The 17,651-nt window shown below is 40.9% G+C and carries 14 protein-coding genes; 1 reads left to right on the forward strand and 13 read right to left on the reverse strand.

Going from position 1 to position 17,651, the window contains the following annotated elements:
* Positions 1-125 precede the first annotated feature (125 nt).
* The 12 genes from PVE40_RS00005 to PVE40_RS00060 all read right to left on the reverse strand — a co-directional run bounded on the left by PVE40_RS00005 (position 126) and on the right by PVE40_RS00060 (position 15,727).
* Positions 126-656 carry a TRAP transporter small permease gene (locus tag PVE40_RS00005; protein ID WP_274729829.1) on the reverse strand — a complete coding sequence of 177 codons (531 nt, stop codon included), beginning with the start codon at positions 654-656 and terminating at the stop codon, positions 126-128.
* A gap of 14 nt (positions 657-670) precedes the next feature.
* Positions 671-1,675, reverse strand: coding sequence for a TRAP transporter substrate-binding protein (locus PVE40_RS00010; protein WP_420828497.1), 1,005 nt, complete (start codon positions 1,673-1,675; stop codon positions 671-673).
* A 65-nt stretch (positions 1,676-1,740) separates the two neighbouring features.
* On the reverse strand, positions 1,741-2,844 hold the full coding sequence (gene bglB, locus PVE40_RS00015; RefSeq protein ID WP_274729831.1) for a beta-galactosidase BglB: 1,104 nt from the start codon (positions 2,842-2,844) through the stop codon (positions 1,741-1,743).
* Between the two features lie 139 nt (positions 2,845-2,983).
* Entirely contained in the window at positions 2,984-3,799 is an 816-nt protein-coding gene (locus PVE40_RS00020) for a polysaccharide deacetylase family protein (protein ID WP_274729832.1), read from the reverse strand.
* Positions 3,800-3,822: 23 nt separating this feature from the next.
* Complete coding sequence (locus PVE40_RS00025) at positions 3,823-4,701, reverse strand: carbohydrate ABC transporter permease (RefSeq protein WP_274729833.1); 879 nt, start codon at positions 4,699-4,701, stop codon at positions 3,823-3,825.
* A gap of 17 nt (positions 4,702-4,718) precedes the next feature.
* Positions 4,719-5,714 (reverse strand): ABC transporter permease, encoded by a 996-nt coding sequence (locus PVE40_RS00030; protein ID WP_274729834.1) that lies wholly within the window; start codon positions 5,712-5,714, stop codon positions 4,719-4,721.
* An 85-nt stretch (positions 5,715-5,799) separates the two neighbouring features.
* Positions 5,800-7,347: an extracellular solute-binding protein gene (locus PVE40_RS00035; RefSeq protein WP_274729835.1), complete on the reverse strand. Its 1,548-nt coding sequence runs from the start codon at positions 7,345-7,347 to the stop codon at positions 5,800-5,802.
* Entirely contained in the window at positions 7,344-9,875 is a 2,532-nt protein-coding gene (locus tag PVE40_RS00040) for an exo-rhamnogalacturonan lyase family protein (protein ID WP_274729836.1), read from the reverse strand. Before PVE40_RS00040 ends, PVE40_RS00035 begins: the two co-directional genes overlap by 4 nt.
* Before the next feature lie 24 nt (positions 9,876-9,899).
* The gene (locus tag PVE40_RS00045; protein ID WP_274729837.1) at positions 9,900-10,550 is read right to left on the reverse strand and encodes a YesL family protein; all 651 of its coding nucleotides are present in this window, start codon (positions 10,548-10,550) and stop codon (positions 9,900-9,902) included.
* Between the two features lie 12 nt (positions 10,551-10,562).
* Positions 10,563-11,231, reverse strand: a complete 669-nt coding sequence (locus tag PVE40_RS00050) for a DUF1961 family protein (protein ID WP_274729838.1) — start codon at positions 11,229-11,231, stop codon at positions 10,563-10,565.
* Between the two features lie 227 nt (positions 11,232-11,458).
* Positions 11,459-13,678, reverse strand: coding sequence for a glycosyl hydrolase family 2 protein (locus PVE40_RS00055; RefSeq protein WP_274729839.1), 2,220 nt, complete (start codon positions 13,676-13,678; stop codon positions 11,459-11,461).
* Between the two features lie 33 nt (positions 13,679-13,711).
* Positions 13,712-15,727 (reverse strand): glycosyl hydrolase 115 family protein, encoded by a 2,016-nt coding sequence (locus PVE40_RS00060; RefSeq protein ID WP_274729840.1) that lies wholly within the window; start codon positions 15,725-15,727, stop codon positions 13,712-13,714.
* Between the two features lie 173 nt (positions 15,728-15,900).
* Here PVE40_RS00060 and PVE40_RS00065 point away from each other — a divergent pair, with 173 nt between their 5' ends.
* The gene (locus PVE40_RS00065; RefSeq protein ID WP_274729841.1) at positions 15,901-17,187 is read left to right on the forward strand and encodes a Gfo/Idh/MocA family protein; all 1,287 of its coding nucleotides are present in this window, start codon (positions 15,901-15,903) and stop codon (positions 17,185-17,187) included.
* Positions 17,188-17,260: 73 nt separating this feature from the next.
* Here the strand turns inward: PVE40_RS00065 and PVE40_RS00070 are convergent, their stop codons facing one another.
* Positions 17,261-17,518 carry a Veg family protein gene (locus PVE40_RS00070; protein ID WP_274729842.1) on the reverse strand — a complete coding sequence of 86 codons (258 nt, stop codon included), beginning with the start codon at positions 17,516-17,518 and terminating at the stop codon, positions 17,261-17,263.
* Positions 17,519-17,651 lie beyond the last annotated feature (133 nt).

Below are 17,651 nucleotides of genomic sequence, written 5' to 3' on the forward strand. Positions count from 1 at the left end.
GTGTCGGATAACAATATGAAAAACAAGGACGGGACAAGGTTTAGAGAGCATATTAGAAAAACTATGAATTATTCAGGATAAAGACAATTAATAAAATTAAACCTGCTTGTAATTCCATTCGATTCTCACCTTCCTCTATTCAGAATTTCTTCTTCTGTCTCGATTATTTCTCGTGTAGGTTCCTCCAACGGACGATTCGTGATAATACTGAATAAGTTCATCAAACTGTAAACTAGCATCAGTACACCAGAAACCGGTACAGATAAATAAATGAAGCCCATTGGAATTCCTAATGAAGGCGAGATTTGACTCATGGTTAAGGATGCAGCTTTACTGCCTCCGTAAATCATGATAATCGCTGCAAAAAGAACGAATAGAACTTGAATGATCATCTCCAAAATACGTTGGTTTTTTTCGTTTAAATTGTCACTTAACAAAGTAACGGCTAAGTGACTCTTCTTCCCTACTACATAAGCGGAAGCCAACATCGCCAGCCACACTAAACTAAAACGTACAAATTCTTCCGTTAAGGTACTTGGGTTATTAAGAATTGTTCTGGCAATTACTTGCCAAATTACTACCAACACCATGATAACCAGAATACTTCCACAGACTAATTCAAGGGCCTTGTCTAGATATTTCTTTAAATTAACCATTTTCTCCTACACTCCTATTCGGCCTGATCGCCTAAGTTGCGAATCTCTTCATACAGTTCTCCAAACTCTTCACTGTTTTTGAACTCTTCATGTAAGGGTTGGACCGCTTCTTGAAAAGGAGCTTTATCAACTTCATTGAATTGAACACCGTATTGCTCGATTGCAGCAGCTTTTTCTTCCTCTACTGCTTGCTTGAAGACCTCTTTTTCAAATGCAGTTGATTCCGCCGCTGCTTCATGAATCGCTTGCTGTTGTTCTGCTGTCAATTGCTCCATAGACGCTTGGTTCATGATGACAATATCCGGAACACGAGTATGTTCATCGTAGGAATAATATTTCGCAATATCTCCATGTCCAGCAGTAACTAAAACAAATTCATTGTTCTCAGCACCGTTAATTAAATTTGACTGCATAGAAGTATATACTTCATCACTACCTAACGGAGTTGGGGATCCTCCTAGCATTTCTACCATCCGAATAGCGGTTTCACTTTGAAGAACCCGGATTTTCTTTCCTTTTAAATCATCCGGGTGGTTAACTGGTCCGTCAACCATATAGAAACTTCTTTGTCCAGAATCGTAATAAGTAAGCCCTACAAAACCTAAGTCAGCTGTTGATTGGTATAACGGCTCCATAATTGATTCATCTTCCATGACACGAAAGAAGTGATCTTCACTGTCAAACAAATATGGAACGGAGAAGATGGAGTAATCTTTAGAGAAACTTTCTAACGCTGATCCGCTGACTTTGGTGAAGTCAATCGCACCGGTTTGTGTTAATTCAATTAGTTCTCTCTCTGCACCTAACTGTCCATCAGGAAAGTATTCAATGACTACTTCCCCATTTGTTTTTTCCTCTACTAAGTCTCCAAACAACTGCATGGAGTCAATAACCGGTTGGCTATTACTTGCATAGGAGTATCTCAATACTATCGTATCTTCAGAAGCACTTGTCTGATCGGATGAACCACAAGCAGTTAAAGATAGGAGCGCCGCTCCGCTTAGTAAAACTGCTTTCATTCTTTTATTGAAATTTCTCATTGCTATTTCTCCTTAGCTTATCGAAAATCTTTTCCTTCTGAATCTTAAACAAAAGATACCAACAACTCTGCAAATGCTAGCACGGTCAAGGATTGTCCATAAGGCATCGCTGTAATTCCGATTTCACGGTAAAAGTCGAGCGTATCTCCCATTCCCGTTCCAATCGAAACCTTTTGCACGGTACCTGTTTCGTCAATTTCATTTAGTAAGCCCAAAATGGCTTTTTCAGCTACTTCTTCATATTCTTTTCCGATGTAACGTTTATGAATAGACTTCAAGATACCGTATGCAAATCCGGCTGTAGCAGAGGACTCCAGATAGGAATTTGGATCATCTAATAGCGTATGCCACAAACCGCTTTCATCTTGCATAGAAGCTAAGGCACGAACTTGGCTATTTAATGTATCCACTAAGAATTCTCTAAAGAAATCGCCTTCTTTTAATTCCAAAATTTCAATGATTTCTGGTATCGCAATCGTAATCCAACAGTTTCCGCGAGCCCAAAGAGCTTCAGCATAGTTATGATTTTCTTCAAAAGTCCAGCCGTGATACCATAAACCAGTTTTCTTATCTGCTAGATACTTGATATGAATCAAGAACTGTTTCTTCGCTTCTTCTATATACTCTGGTCGATTAAACATCATCCCGATTTTAGCCAGCGGCAATACCGTCATCATTAAGGTGTCATCCCATAATTGATTCTTGTTTTCAGGACCATATGTCATATGTTGTAAGCCATCGTCATTCGTGCGAGGCATATCGTACATAACCCAGTCTGCCCATTGTTCTAAATAAGGTACAAAACGTTGATCGCCAAATTCTTCATACAAGAAAGCCATTGTTAGTAGTGGCGCCATTGTATTGACATTTTTTGGTGGTGCACCTTCTAATAAGCGTTGCTCGAACCAATCGGTAACGATTTTTAATGCTTTTTCATCATTCGTTGTTTTCCAGTACTTAAAGATTCCGTATAAGCCAACACCTTGCGGCCAGTTCCAAACAGTCCAGCTTTTATCGTCTACTTTTAAGCCATCGAAGTCTAACAAAAATTCCCCGCTATCGTCTTTGATTTGAGTCAAATTGTCCATCATCAAATCAATCGCTTTCAAAATCGTTTTTCGTTCTACAAATAATTCATTGATAATCATGGTGATCCTCCCTAGTTGATACTTAGAAATTTATAAACTTCATTATAACGAAGGAAGGAAGATAACTCAATACTTTTTCCACACTTTCTCTAAAAAAACCACAAATATATTTCTGCTTACTTGGTTTTGTGTGAGTTTTTTAGGTTGTTAAGGTATTCATCCCCGGTTTAATCGTATGTACTTGTTGGTTTACTTTTATCCATATGGATTGTGCATTTGGATTCCACACTCGGTCTCCATTTCGTGTAAATACTAATCGGTTTGCTGCATCCATATATTGTTTGAACTCCAGATTTGTGACAAACCAAATATCTTCCTGTGAAGATACGAGTTGCGCGAACTCTTCCATCAAGTCCCAATTTCCGTCTGCATCAAACTCATAGCTATGTCCCCACACATACATGAGATACAAGTACTGACTTTTATCCAAAGAAACAAATTGTTTTCCCAATTCCATTAACTGGTGATTATGGTGACACGTTGGCATCCACTCATACCAGTCATTCGGCAATTGAAACTGATTGCTATTTCCTACTACTCTGGCATACTCAATCCCGAGAAACGGTAACAGCTCTTTAATTTTCTGTGTATACGATCCGTTCGGGTATGAAAAACCTTGAACTGGATATGGTACGAACTCCTCCAAAGCCTTTCGGTCTTCCAATACTTCTTCCGTGACCTTTTCAAGCGGGCATCGAGCAATCGTCGGATGTGTATACGTATGACACGCCACTTCATGCCCTTGATAGAGAGACGTCACCTCTTCTTTTCCAATTCGTGAAGAAGAGGACTCTCCTTCATCATGAAAAAGTCCTCCGTTTAAATGGAATGTGCCTTTCAAACCATATCGATTAAATATTTCTATCAACCGACGATCCGCGACTTTCCCATCATCATAGCTGAATGTCAAAGCCTTAAACTTTCCTTCTGGATATGTAATGACATATTGATTCATCCTTGTCATTCCCTTTCTTATTTTTATCCTTTTACTGAGCCAATCATCATTCCCTTTGCAAAGTGCTTTTGCAAGAAGGGATATACAATAAGGATTGGTAACGTGGCAACAATAATGACCGCAAATTTCATCCCTTGTTCTGGAGGAATATAGTTTGGATCCATTAACGCTGTATTGTTCAGCGCACTGGAAGACATCGTTATTTGACGCAGCAAGAGTTGAATCGGCCACTTGGTACTGTCATTCAGATACAATAATCCACTCATGAAGTCATTCCAAATTCCGACTGCATAGAAAAGCGTAAAAGTAGCCAGAATTGGTTTCGATAGAGGCAAGAAAATCTTCGTTAAAATCGTTATTTCTGTAGCACCGTCCATACGTGCGGACTCTTCTAGTTCAAGCGGCATTTCTTGAAAGAAGTTTTTGATGATCATTAAGTTAAAGGGATTGATGGCAGCTGGGAGCATGAGTGCCCAGTAGGTATCTAACAAACCTAAGTTTTTTACAACTAAAAAGGTAGGAATCATTCCTCCTGAGAAGAGCATAGCGAAAATAACCATGTTCAACAGGACATTTCTTCCTTTTAACTTCGCTCTTGATAGAGGATAGGCAAATGAGAATGTAAAGAATAACTGAATTAGCGTTCCACCAATGGTAACGCCAATCGTAACCATCAAACTTCTCATAAATGCTGGCGTAGTAAAAATATATCGATATGCTTCAAAGGTAATCGTCTCTGGAATCAAAAAGAATGGACGAGTGGCGATTTCTGCTTCTGTGGCAAAGGAAGCTGCGATTACATATAGAAAAGGTAGCAGCATGATGATTGCCAAAAAGGACAGGAAGATGATGTTAAAGAAATCAAAAATTTTTCCTGCTTTCGTATTGTGCATGGTGTGCATCTTTGTTCCTCCTTCTCCTAGTAAAGGCCATTTTGACCTAATTTTTTCGCTAGTTTATTGGTTGATAGTACTAAAACAATTCCGATAACAGAACGGAATAATCCGACAGCTGTACTATAACTGTAAGCCCCGCTTGTAATCCCCATCATATACACATAGGTATCAAAAACATCTGCGACCGATCGATTCAAAGCATTCGTCATTAAATAAATCTGGTCGAAACCTGTAGAAAGAATCGAACCTACTCGCATGATGAGCATAATGACAATGGTGCTACGGATAGCAGGCAAGGTAATGTGCCAAACTCTACGGAAACGACCTGCCCCGTCCATAATGGCAGCTTCATATTGTTCCTGATCTACTGCTGAAAGAGCGGCTAAGTAGATAATGGTTCCCCATCCCATCTCTTTCCAGATAACCTGTAGCACAATCAAAGGACGGAACCACTGCGGGTCTGTCAAAAAGCTGATTTCTTGCCCTGTAATGGATTGAGCCAATTTGGTAACGATTCCTCCATCGATGGAGAATAAGATAAACGTGATACTTGCGACAATGGTCCAAGATAAGAAGTGCGGAACATATACCATGGTTTGCACAATCCGTTTGTAAATCGCTTGGCGGACCTCATTCAACAGTAATGCCAAAACAATCGGAGCTGGAAAAGCGACTAGAATGTTTAAGAACGCAATGATAAGCGTATTACTCATAATCCGCATAAAATCAGGATTAATAAAAAAGTCCCTAAAGTTCTCTAACCCTACCCATTTACTGCCATGAATCCCTAAGTTCGGAACATAATCTTTAAAAGCGATGATAATTCCGTACATAGGTGCATACTTAAAAATCAAAAAATAGAGAAGTCCAGGTACAACTAGTAAGTACAACCATTTGTTATTTTTGACATGTTTAATAAAATCTTTGAGTTGGATAAAAGAAGAAGTCATCCGTTTTTTTGCCGGTGGTTTTAATGCGATTTCCCTTTGAGACGCTGTTTCTGTTTTTATGGTGCTCAATCCTCTCAACCCCTTTTCCTTCATTCTGTACGTACGAATGTAAAAAAGAGGCAGGCACAAACGTTCCTGCCTCTTTTCCATTCATTTAGTTATTGGCTTGGTGCAATTCATTTGTTTCAGCAATCAAATCTTCCCCGCCGCTTTGTTTCCATAGTTCAATGGCATCTTTCCAACCATTTTCATCGATTTGGCCGGCAATATATTGTACACGAGCATCGGTAATAATTTGGTCAAGTTGTGCACCTTTTGTAGCATAGGTTTCCGTAACGTAAGCTGCAGCAGGGTTAAAGACAGCAAATTCTAAATCTCTCGCTTCTAAGTCTTTACGTAGCTTCCATGCAGCTTCTGCCTTTTCTGTAGCTGGTTTGGCAGTATAAATATGACTTTCTTCGGTTACGTTTGTTCCCATTTGTGAATACGATTTGATTGCGGTATTGATTTCTTCAATTTCAGGAGTTACTTCTGTTACAGCAACCGAGTACTCATCTTCCACTGTAAAGTTCACTCCTTCAATCCCGTTATTCATCAACACTTGCATTTCAGCATCATTCGTCTTGTCAATAAAATCAAGAACGGCTCGTAAATGTTCCTCAGATTGTACAGAAGATTTTGGAATAGCGAGGAAACCGGAATATCCAGCGGTTGGCTGTGCATATGTATTTCCATCCGGTCCAGCCAGGTTTCCTGTGATCGTTACGAAATCTTGTCCGGCAACTTCATCGGTATTCATTGTATTTGTGATAGTAGCAGCACGTGAATGAGTATCTAAAATGATTCCTCCCGTTCCATTAATGAATGGATCATTCCATTTATCAGATGATAGAGTAGCAAAGTCGCGGTTAATCAGGCCTTCTTCTGCCATCTTTCTAGCAAATTGAATGGATTCAAGGTACTCCTCCGTCATAAAGGAAGGAATCAACTCGCCGTCCACTTCTTTCCAACCATTGCCAGCTCCAAACCAGATATTCAATAAGTCGAATGCTTGAGCAAAGTTAGGAATAATAATACCGGTTGTATCATCTACTCCGTTTCCATCCGGGTCTTCTTCTGTGAAGGCTTTTGCTACGTTATACAATTCCTCTACTGTCTTTGGTGCTTCCAATCCTAATTTTTCGAGCCAATCTTTCCGGAAAATAGCTGTTGATCGCATCAAATCTCTAGAACGGTAAATTCCATAAATTTCTCCGTTCACACTCGAGCTCTCTAAGACTTCAGGATTCGCTTGAGAAAGATTTGGATAATCATCTAAGTATTCTGATAATTCCCAGAATGTTCCACTCTCGGCTGATTTAATGAATCCAGGGTCTTTTCCTTGAATAACCATAATTTGAGGAATATCGTCAGAAGCCAAGGTAATATTCATTTTATCTGCATAAGATGGATTAGGTACCCAAGTAATTTGAATATCTTTTCCTGTATATTCTTCCATTTTCTCTAGTATCGCATTGTCTTCTTCTGGCGGTGTGGTTTCGATGAAGGGAACCATCAAAGTAACTGTACTCGCATCAAATTCTGCAGCAGTTGTTGAGCCAGATGTCTCCCCACTTGAAGATGCGGCCTCTCCACAAGCACCCAAGACTAAACTTGAAAGTAAAACAGCTCCACAGGTTGTAACAATCTTTTTGAAATTCATTTTTCTTCCTCCAATATTTTTTGTTTGATTGATTCTGGTAAGTATTCCTGAATAAATTCTAAACATAGAATGATGTTGAGACACCATTGAGAAGCAATATTCGTAGAAATCCAAGGAAGTTCTTCTATTGATTTCCAATTGGTAACTTTTTTCAGGGAAGCTTCCATCGGCAACGGTACACCCGATATCGATTCATTCAGCAAAACGTTCCAAGCATGACGGGCAAGTTCTTCATCCTTGTAGTGAGAAGCTGCATAACCCATCAGACCAGAGGCAAAAACGGGCCAGGCGAAATGCTGATCATACAAGTCTCCTCCTGTACGTGCTTTCTTTTCTTCATTCGGAAGGGCATAAAATGCTCCGAATTCAGCCAGCATGTCCTTCCATTCCTCATCCCCTAAACTCTGAGCTAATTCGAGCCATACTTGAGGAGCACCAAAGGAGATAATCATATGGTATCCGCCAACGTTCCCAGTACCGTAATCGTGCATTTCCTTCGTTCCTTTATCGAACAAATAAGTAGGACCTGTCAGCAATCTATTTTTTGTGTTTTTTATGGAATGAATTCCTGTTTCAATATGATTTCGATAGTTGCCATTTCCCGTTCTTTCCCACTCCGTAAACCAGTTGGAAGTAAGGGCAGCCCAGTCTGGACCTACTCGAATGGGATATTTCTCTTCTACTTTTTCTGGATAAAACTCTCTTAATGGAGCTAGTTCATCGAAAATAGTCTGTTCATTGTCCTTCACTTCGGTTAATAGATCGCCTACTCGTTCGTCAGCCGTCAGGAAATAATAGTATCGATGCAGCCCTGCCATCGAAATTCTGGCTTCCTTACATTGGCAGCCCCAATGAAGAACATTGTGGCGCGAACCCAATCCTTTATACTCTCCGAGGTGGTACTGATCAACTTCTGATGTGTGGCGAGTCATCGCTTCCGCTAAGTAAAAGGCTTCTGCATCTCCTGTACGAAGGAAATCTTGCCATAACCACATGTTGGGCACGAGTTCTGTATTCTGCCATGCATAGCCGCCCATATCATAGCGCCAAACATGACGATACGGATCATACGTATGCATGACGTCTCCATAATTCCAAAAGCCATACCAATCTCTTTGATCGATTTCTTTGATATAAAACTTTCTTAGAAATAACATCTGTTCTTCTAAAAAGCTGCTCATCGGAGTGGATCGATTCGGTAAGCTCCACACTCCCAGAGCCTTGGTCCGATAATAATCTTCGGGCTGCGAAACAATTCGAGCCGGTTGACTCGCTTCTTCCGCAAGCGCTACCAACTCTTCATTAGAAGGCGGTGCCGTAAATACAGATAGCATCATTGTATTCGTATTGGCAATTCCAATTGGCGTAGAGCGATTCTCTTCCATTCCTTCATAGGCGCTAAGCATGTGATTGCGTTCTGAATAATGTCGAAAGTCGATTGTTCCTCCCTTTGGTGTCCACAGCCAAATAGTCATCTTCGTGGAGGTTCCGGTAAGTTCGGTCACTGCTATTTCTCTTGGAGCTTTTTCCCAAAACTTTTCAATTGCACAGCTGATTCCGCCACTTCTCCCCCCGACATACACCATTCCCTTGGAACGATTTCCACAACCAATTTGCAAATTGGTATAGTCTTGTCCCGTTTTCTTCGTTATTTCATAGTGATTGGGCCGAAGCTGGGTAAGGTGAAACTGATTCCATATCGCATTCTCTCTTGCGTGAATCAATAGTTCTGGCTCTTCTTGATCGAATTCTACTATTTCGCCAGAAAGTTGCCGTTCATAATGCGTATTAGCTACGGCATGTCTTCTGCTCAATAATAGTTGGGCAGGTTCTGTGTAGATTCCTTCTTCACCCATCAGCCGAACATGCCGGTTCCAAGGTTCTCCTTCTAGCTGTGTACGTAGTTCTAAACCAATCCCATCGAGAGAGTCGGCACTTGCAATAATAGCAGTATGTACGACTTCTATATGAGGAACGCCTTGGTAGAAGCGAAAACGAACAATTACTTCTTGAAGACATTTCTCGTTCTTCATTATTTTTGCGGTTACTTTTATTACTGCTTTTACTGGGCCATTTTCTTCTACTTCGATTTTTTCAATCAGAGCGAGAAGTCGTTTGGAATCAGACTCGGCAAAGAGCCGCAAGGACTCCGCCTTTCTTTTCCCGTTTACCTTGATCCATTCGATTACGGTTCCTAGAACACCTTGTTTTGGGAAAAAGGCTTGCAGCGCTCCATTATCCACATACACTCCATTATACTTCTCTAAGGCTACCGGGATCGTTTTTTCTTGATCATTTCTTGATAAATCGTTGGTAATTTTTTCGTTTTCTTCGAATACAGCAGCATGAGCCGTCCATTTAACTGATTGATCCGGCCAATACGCCATTACTTTTGTTTGAGCCGGTCGGTTACCCAATTGATTCAGTTGAACTGCTTCATCCTTTGTTAAGGTTCCTTTGTCCCAAGGAATTCCCCAAGAAATTCCCTTCTTCACCCTAACGGCTTGATCCAACCACTTCATTGTCATTTACCTTTTGTCACTCCAATCTTCCTACTTTGCGATTGCTTGTTCCTTTTGACTTTCCATCATCCTTTCTTCATTATTTTCAAAGAGTCTTAAATACATCCCTTCGATCACTACAATCCACAATCCAAAACTAAAGAAAGGAATGAGACCAGGCAGTAAAAGAGACCCGTAATAACAGATTCCTGTCCATAGGATGATCAGTAACATTCCTCCTATGTTATAAAAGATAAAGGGCATACTCTTCTTGATCGCTTCCAACGGTCTTAACCAATAACTCGTTAGCAAGGCACCGGAAGTCATCATTGAAATAAAGAGTAAAAATTGAGTTATTACCAAGATAGAAAGAAAGATGCCTTGTACTTCTCCACTCCATCCGAAATTAATTTGCTTATCTACTTCGATAAAAGCAAATACAATACATTGCGGAAGGAACACTTTATTGGCAAGCACAAAGTTCTTTTTATATTTTTCCAGGTATACCCGCAGCGGTTTGGTTAATTTATGCTGGTGGTATTCCTTGGCTACTTCCATGGTTGTTACAAAACTAGGACCCAGTCCAAATATGCCTAGTCCCAATACAAACCCTAATACAAAAAGTGCCTGAAGGATGGCACAAATATATAAATGGTTTAAGCCACTATAAACCTTCTGAAAGAATGAACTTGAAGTGGTCATCTAGGTTTCCTCCTACTCCGTTACCCACTCATAAACTTGTAAATTGTGGTACTTTGCTTTCATTGGGGCCATTTGGCGAAAGCCAATATGACCACTTTCTAAAGCTGGTCCAAATTGCTCTCCATCGTCTTTCCATTGAAAGATAGGCAGATCATCAATTTGAAACGAGATCGTATTTTCTTTCTTACATACTTTTAAATGATAGTACCTATTGGCATCTTCAACTGGTGGAAGCGGATCGGCTCCTTGTGCAGCGAAGTGGAACCCGCTGCTCTTTCGCAAGTTACACGTTCGAAACGCTCGTTCAGATTCATATTTATGCCGAAAATAAGAAAGATGATACGTATTGATGTCGCTTGAATGATATTGAGGATAATAGCCGTTTCTCTTTTTTAACTTCTCATCAAAGATTGATTCTCCTGACGCTCCTTTAGCCCCAAAAAAAATCATGCACAATCCCGGTTCTCTTATCGGAAGAAAGTCCCAATGGATTTCAATATCACTTGGAAATTCTTCTGGCAACCAATACGTCCAATGTGCGTTGTCCCCCAGTGATTCAGGGTCTCCGTTTTCTAACACAAGACCTTCTTCAAAGGAATACAAGACATTTCCTTCTTTTATCCAACCTGTCACATCTGCTTCCTTCACCAATGGATTTTCATAGATTAATTTCTTTTTCATCTACCCTCCTCCTTGCTTGCTCTACGTTCTACATCAAAAATATCGAAGAAAGCGATTTCCTACAATTGTCTTTTTTTGCCGATTGCGGTAAAACGTTATTATACCAACGTTTAGAATAGTTCTTTGCAAAAAAGTGCAACAAAACCTCACACCAAGAAATCGTTTTCATTTTATTGAAATACGTAAAAAAGGCAGGGTTTTTCCTCCCTGCCTCCAATCAAAATGATTCAGCTTTTCTCTAACACGTTCACAGGTCCTAAAATACCTGAGCTTCTCGGATTGGCTTCATACTGATTGGTTAAACTATTCTGCACATAAACTTCAATCTCGATTTCCCCATTTTCATCAGCAGTCTCTAATGGAATCTGATAGGGAGCTGTAAAAATGATTGTTTCTGTTCCATCTGCTGAAATGGACCTTACGATATCATTCACTGCTCCCAAATCTAGCACGAAATGACGATTCTCATTTTCAGGAGGAACGGTTACGGTAATGTGGTAACACACTTCACCTGAATAAGCGGGATCGATGTTTGTCCAGTCCGAAAAATCAGATAAGGAAAAAGGTTCTGTTTTTACTTGAATATCTCCTTGTATTTCCTTCAGTTTACTAACTTCTAGCAGAGGGTACTCTTCATCGTTTCTTTTTTCGGTAAATATTTTTAATTCTCTGGGATATAGCTTCACTTGCTTGTTTCCATCCTGGGTGGGAGATGTATAAATTTCACCAGTCATTGGTTGCAGCTCTAGCAAGCAATCAGGAGCCAGCCATTCAAACTCACACAACGCTTCCCCTTCATTACTGAACAAATAAAAAGTTCGCCCGTCTTTGACAATCTGGCTATAACGAATCTGTGGAACCCTTATTGATAAGGTTGGACGGTACAAGGCATTCCGCTTCATCTCCGCTACTTCGCTGATTGGAAGGATGGTTAATCCCTTTTTCTCCAGTGCCATAATTTTCTGCTTTGTCAGGGATGAAAAGCCCTCTGCTACGGCTAGTACATTATAGCGTTGTGCACCTATTTCAATCCAACCATTTTTTACCGGCAGCTGGTCGAGATATTTTTCCTCTACGTAATTAAACTCCATCTGCTCTTCCCAAAAAGGAATCACTTCTTCCCATGGCAGATCATCCTTTTTGCATAATACGGCAATATTTGTTTGGTTGATCGCATCAGTCATCAACCAACTCATTCTTTTGCTGTATTGCGCCATGATGCGGTAATGAGGCCACCAAATGTTATGCGGTCCTACATCAGGTGGACGGTCTTCCCCGCGAATTCCACGCAGGGAGTAGAAAAATGCATGTGGGATGATGAGATTGACACCACGGATAAACAGCCAATCAAGATACCATTTCATGTCACTGAGCGTAAACGCCCATTGTTTGCCATCTGGTCCACAACAGCCGAATATTTCATTCGAGTTCCGTCTTCTTCCCAAATGTCGTGCAGCGTCAGCAGAACATTTCGCCGCAGTACTATCTTTCCCGGTTATCCCACCCCTTTCGCCTGGTCCAACCCAGCGCCATACCATATCTTGCCCAGGAATTTGAAAATGTTCCAAGTACCCAATGTCCATACTCCCGTGAGGGTGCCCCATCAAGGAAATGTCATGGTCTTCACACCATTTTGATAGTACGGCATAGTAATTCTGGGACAATAATTGCGCTATGATATCGTCATAAATTTGTTTCTCGGGTGTATCCGGCTGGAATAATTGCGGTAATGCTTCTGGACCAATCCCCGCTTCCGCTAATTTCTCTACCATCTCTGCTGTCCAAGGAATCATTCCAGGAAAAGCATTCCTGCCCAATATATCCGGCTCATCCGTAAAGAACCCAATAATCGTATTACCAAAATAAGGGGATAATTTCTCATAGTACTTCTCATGCGTATACGCGATGAAGAGCAGAGCCGTCTCCGGGTGCAACAAATCTGCAGACGCTGGTGGATGTTGGGAGTCATCTTCACCTACATGAACGCCGCGAATCGTTCCACCTGAGGGACCATATAAAAGGACGGTCTCTTCTTCCTCAGAGTATGTTTCAATAATCCGAATTGGTTCATATGGATACTGGTTCATTGTGGATTTTTTTAACGTAACACACCCTTTTGAAGCTAACTCTGGATGGTTTCTCACGATTTCTCCATGAGCCGAACCTGAAGGATACATCCCTTCATCGTATAAAACAACTTTCATCTCTAACTGTGCAGCTTTCTCAACCGCACAAGAAACATATTCAAAATACGTTTCCGTTAGATACCCGATTTCTTCGCTTAAACCTATTCGTGGATGGATGATTACGCCATCGACTCCTTTAGCCTTGAAGTCTTCCATGCTTTCTTCGATTTGTTCAAAATTTAGAGCATCGTTCCAAAACCAAAAGGGAAATTGGGTATATTCGCTCGATGGCTCTGTAAATGGTTTGAAATAAGGATTCATATTCCACCTCTTTTATATAGTAACGGCAAGGCGCTACATCGATTTCTTCTCTTTCAATCTCTGATATAGTTCAGTACTGGATAACTGTTTGGACTTGTTCGTGAGCAACATAACCGCACTTTCCCCTTTATCCGTTAGGTACGCTTTTTCCCAGCTATAGAAGTTTGGTCCGTCCCCTACGAGACGTACGTACTTGGAGAGTGTCTCCAGAATCTCAACTGCTAAGGAAACATTCGTCAAGCAGTCATTGGCATAAAAATCTTGCCACTTCAGCTGTGTGCTGAATGCCATTTTCTGCACCAAGTCTGTTACCTGTTCTTGAGCTACCAAGAGGTGCATAAAGGTTGCCAGAGAATCCTTTGATTCCCATTCTTTCATGCCCCTGCATAGATAATATAGCGCTTGTAGACCCTGATTATGAATCGATGTAGGCAGATAGAGTTGGTCATAAATCCGGTTCCCTTCCTCTCCCAACTTCGTTATGGGAAGCAAGCGGTGAGAGAGTTCCTCCCATTGTGCTTTCTTCGAGAGTAGGAGCTGCTCAATCTGTTCAACTTGTTGCAGAAGACTTTTTTCGCCAGTCAGCCAGTGCAAACGGTCAGTCCCTTCCTTCTTTCCACTTAGCCATGCATGGGCAAGGTATCGGATCGCATAGAAGTAAAACTGTTCCCCCGCACGCTCATCCAAGTGCTCTCCATAATTCAAAATCGCTGCTTGATAGTCATGAAACGCTTGTTGCGCTTCTTCATATTTTTCTGGAAAGTTCCTCTTAACATAGGTTTCTTCCAGCTTCGTAACATCCACTTCTGCTTTCTCCCAAATCTCACGAATCAAGGTAATATACAATAAGTGCGGGCGTATATTTCCCACATTAACAATGACATACTCATCCATATTTTTATCAAAGGACTGCGTCAGTTCCTGCTGGATAAAGGCTGGGGTATTCGGAAATATCGTCAAATGGTTCGATGCTTGCAGGTCATAAAAAGTAATGTGGTAATAAATCCCATGCAACCCGGTATGATTTTCAGATGGTTGGGAATAGGAGCGCGGGTTGTGGTTGCCTTGTCTTCTTGAAACCATCTTTCCATATCCGCTATCTGCCCATACCTTAATAATCTGATCCGGTATCGAAAGGAGCCCTTTTTGGTATAAATCCGTTACTTCGCCGTACAGATTCACACAACAAATTGGATTCGGTTGGTATTGAGAAATCAAATCATATTGTGCTTGAATAATTTCACTAATCAATGCGCCTCGCTTTTTGTCCGTATCAAATGTTGGGTCATCCGCCCAAAAAGGGCGATCGCCTTGTCCACGAAACCCAATGTTCCAAATCACTTCTTGATGCTGTTGTTCTATAATTGCCTTCCGCCACAGCTCCATAAAAAACTCTTTGTTTTCTGTGTATGAGGGATTTTTATCAGGGTATATCCGAGCAAACATTTCTGCTCCTAGAGGCTCTGAGTGATGATGGGTCAGCATTAACCCCATTCGTGATGCCACTTGTTTCGGCATTGGATCACTCAAGTCTGTGCCGGGAATAACCATGTTCCCCTTACAGCGCAAGAGCGTTTCAAATATTCGCTCCCATTTTTCTTCTTCATTTGAACCATACTGCCACTTAGCCAGCAGTACCTCATCATTAATAAACCATCCCCGATAACGAACTTTCGGAATAGGTGAGAGATAGGTTCCTGTTTCAATGATAATGGTATTTTTTGGTGCTGGTAACACATCATTCCAAAACCAAAGAGGATCCACTCCCAAATACGTTTCGCTGATGTAGAGCAAGGCGTAAATAAATCCTCGTTCATCCTTTGCAAATACTTGAATGTGGTCCTCCGTAATGTTGAGCTGAAATTGTTCCACCATTACATCTGTTCCGCTTGCTTGACTTAGAATGATTTTATTAGCTATGAAGTTCTCCCCTTCTGTCAGAGCCCACGTAAGATCACGCTGAAAAATTTGTACAAAGGACGCTATGGAAGGAGGGATATTTCCTTCATATATGATTTCTGTGCCCCAATTCAGACAAAACCCAGTCATAATTAAACCCCTTTCATTGCTGTATTTACGTAAAACCTTACTATACGGAGAAAGGAATAGCAAACGGAATTTGCAAACATTTAGTTAAAAATTAAGTAAAAACTGTTTTTTCATTGAAACCGCTTTAACATTATGACATAATGATAAAAGACTGCAGGAAAGGAAATGTTGGCATGGCAAAGAAAAGATATGTACAAGTTGGTACCGGCGGAAGAGCTCGCTTCTTTTATGAATCAATCGCCTCTACCTATCATGAGACGAGTGAAATTGTAGGTTTTTGTGACCTTTCACAAACAAGAATGGATTACGCAAACCGTATTATTTCGGAGCGGTATAACCAAAAGGAAGTTCCTACTTATCACTATACAGAATTTGATCAAATGCTGGATGACTTGAAGCCAGATTATGTAATCGTCACTACAGTAGACCGCACACATCATGACTATATTATTCGTTCCATGGAAAAAGGATATGATGTAATCAGCGAGAAACCGATGACGATTGACGAGGAAAAAACGCAAGCCATTATTGATGCGGAGAAGCGAACCGGCAAGTCTTTGCGGGTAACGTTCAACTATCGTTACGCTCCCCATAATACAAAAATTCGTGAACTTATTCGAGATGGTGTCATTGGCGATGTATTCTCCATTCATTTTGAATGGCTACTGAATACGGTGCATGGCGCTGATTATTTCAGAAGATGGCATCGGAATAAACTAAATAGCGGCGGCCTATTCGTGCACAAGTCAACGCATCACTTTGATTTGGTAAACTTCTGGATCAATAGTTATCCAAAGACCGTGTTTGCTTTTGGTGACTTGAATTTCTATGGGATGAAAAATGCAGAAAAACGCGGCGTCAAAGACTTTTATTATCGCTGTCACGGAAGTGAAGCAGCGAAAAATGACCCGTTTGCGATTGATTTAGAGAGCACGGAGGAGTTGCGCGAACTATACTTAAACGCTGAAGAAGATAGTGGTTATATTCGGGACCGCAGTGTATTTTCGGACGATATTTCCATAGAAGATACATTAGGTGCCATCGTAAAATATGATCGCGGTACAATCTTAACTTATTCTTTGAACGCTTATATGCCGTGGGAAGGATTCAATGTGGTCTTTAACGGCAGCAAAGGTCGAATTGAAATGAAAGTAGTAGAAAGCTCTTATATCAATGCGGGCGGCGACAAGGAAAACGAAGGCGCTCTCGTAGGAAAAAGCATCATGGTTTACCCAATGTTTGGTGAGCCTTATGAAGTAGAGTTAGAGGAGTTAGAAGGCGGACATGGTGGCGGTGATCCGATTCTCTTGAATGATCTTTTTGGCGAACCAGTGCCCGATCCATTCAACCGTGCTGCTTCACACGTTGACGGAGCGATGTCCATCTTGACTGGAATCGCAGGAAACAAATCGATTGCTTCCGGTATGCCGGTTCAAATCAAAGATTTAGTGCAATTTTAATCAAAAAAGAAAGCCAGAGCATCCGATTGGGTGCTCTGGCTTTCTTAATAATTTCACAAATCCTTATACGTTTTTAAGCGTACTGCTCGGTCTCTTCGTCATAAAAAGAGACTTCAACAGATGAAGTTAATACATCCACATAACTATATGAAACACGTTCAAAAGCATTTTCGTCCTGATCTAAATCCACAACAAAAACAGAATGATAGGTCTCGCGTAAAATTCCTTTGCGTTCGGTCTTACGCTTTCTTCCTGCTTGAGCTGTCAACAATACCTTTTTGCCTAAGCGACTTTCCAGCTGTTCCCTGATTTCCATCAAACTTTCTGGCATGCCCTTCACCTCACTGGCTTCTATTATAACACAATGTTGTAAAATTTTCAAGTGTACCATAGGAGTTTCTGTTGTGCAAGTAGAAAGAACGCGATAAAATTAAAAAATATTGCCGAAATTATAGGCGAGATAG

Source organism: Jeotgalibaca caeni, from assembly GCF_028863945.1.
GTDB lineage: Bacteria > Bacillota > Bacilli > Lactobacillales > Aerococcaceae > Jeotgalibaca > Jeotgalibaca caeni.

Excerpts from the sequence above, each read along its gene's own strand:
- PVE40_RS00005 (WP_274729829.1), bottom strand. The coding sequence starts at position 656 with ATGGTTAATTTAAAGAAATATCTAGACAAGGCCCTTGAATTAGTCTGT.
- PVE40_RS00010 (WP_420828497.1), bottom strand. The coding sequence starts at position 1,675 with ATGAAAGCAGTTTTACTAAGCGGAGCGGCGCTCCTATCTTTAACTGCT.
- bglB (WP_274729831.1), bottom strand. The coding sequence starts at position 2,844 with ATGATTATCAATGAATTATTTGTAGAACGAAAAACGATTTTGAAAGCG.
- PVE40_RS00020 (WP_274729832.1), bottom strand. The coding sequence starts at position 3,799 with ATGAATCAATATGTCATTACATATCCAGAAGGAAAGTTTAAGGCTTTG.
- PVE40_RS00025 (WP_274729833.1), bottom strand. The coding sequence starts at position 4,701 with ATGCACACCATGCACAATACGAAAGCAGGAAAAATTTTTGATTTCTTT.
- PVE40_RS00035 (WP_274729835.1), bottom strand. The coding sequence starts at position 7,347 with ATGAATTTCAAAAAGATTGTTACAACCTGTGGAGCTGTTTTACTTTCA.
- PVE40_RS00040 (WP_274729836.1), bottom strand. The coding sequence starts at position 9,875 with ATGACAATGAAGTGGTTGGATCAAGCCGTTAGGGTGAAGAAGGGAATT.
- PVE40_RS00045 (WP_274729837.1), bottom strand. The coding sequence starts at position 10,550 with ATGACCACTTCAAGTTCATTCTTTCAGAAGGTTTATAGTGGCTTAAAC.
- PVE40_RS00050 (WP_274729838.1), bottom strand. The coding sequence starts at position 11,231 with ATGAAAAAGAAATTAATCTATGAAAATCCATTGGTGAAGGAAGCAGAT.
- PVE40_RS00055 (WP_274729839.1), bottom strand. The coding sequence starts at position 13,678 with ATGAATCCTTATTTCAAACCATTTACAGAGCCATCGAGCGAATATACC.
- PVE40_RS00060 (WP_274729840.1), bottom strand. The coding sequence starts at position 15,727 with ATGACTGGGTTTTGTCTGAATTGGGGCACAGAAATCATATATGAAGGA.
- PVE40_RS00065 (WP_274729841.1), top strand. The coding sequence starts at position 15,901 with ATGGCAAAGAAAAGATATGTACAAGTTGGTACCGGCGGAAGAGCTCGC.
- PVE40_RS00070 (WP_274729842.1), bottom strand. The coding sequence starts at position 17,518 with ATGCCAGAAAGTTTGATGGAAATCAGGGAACAGCTGGAAAGTCGCTTA.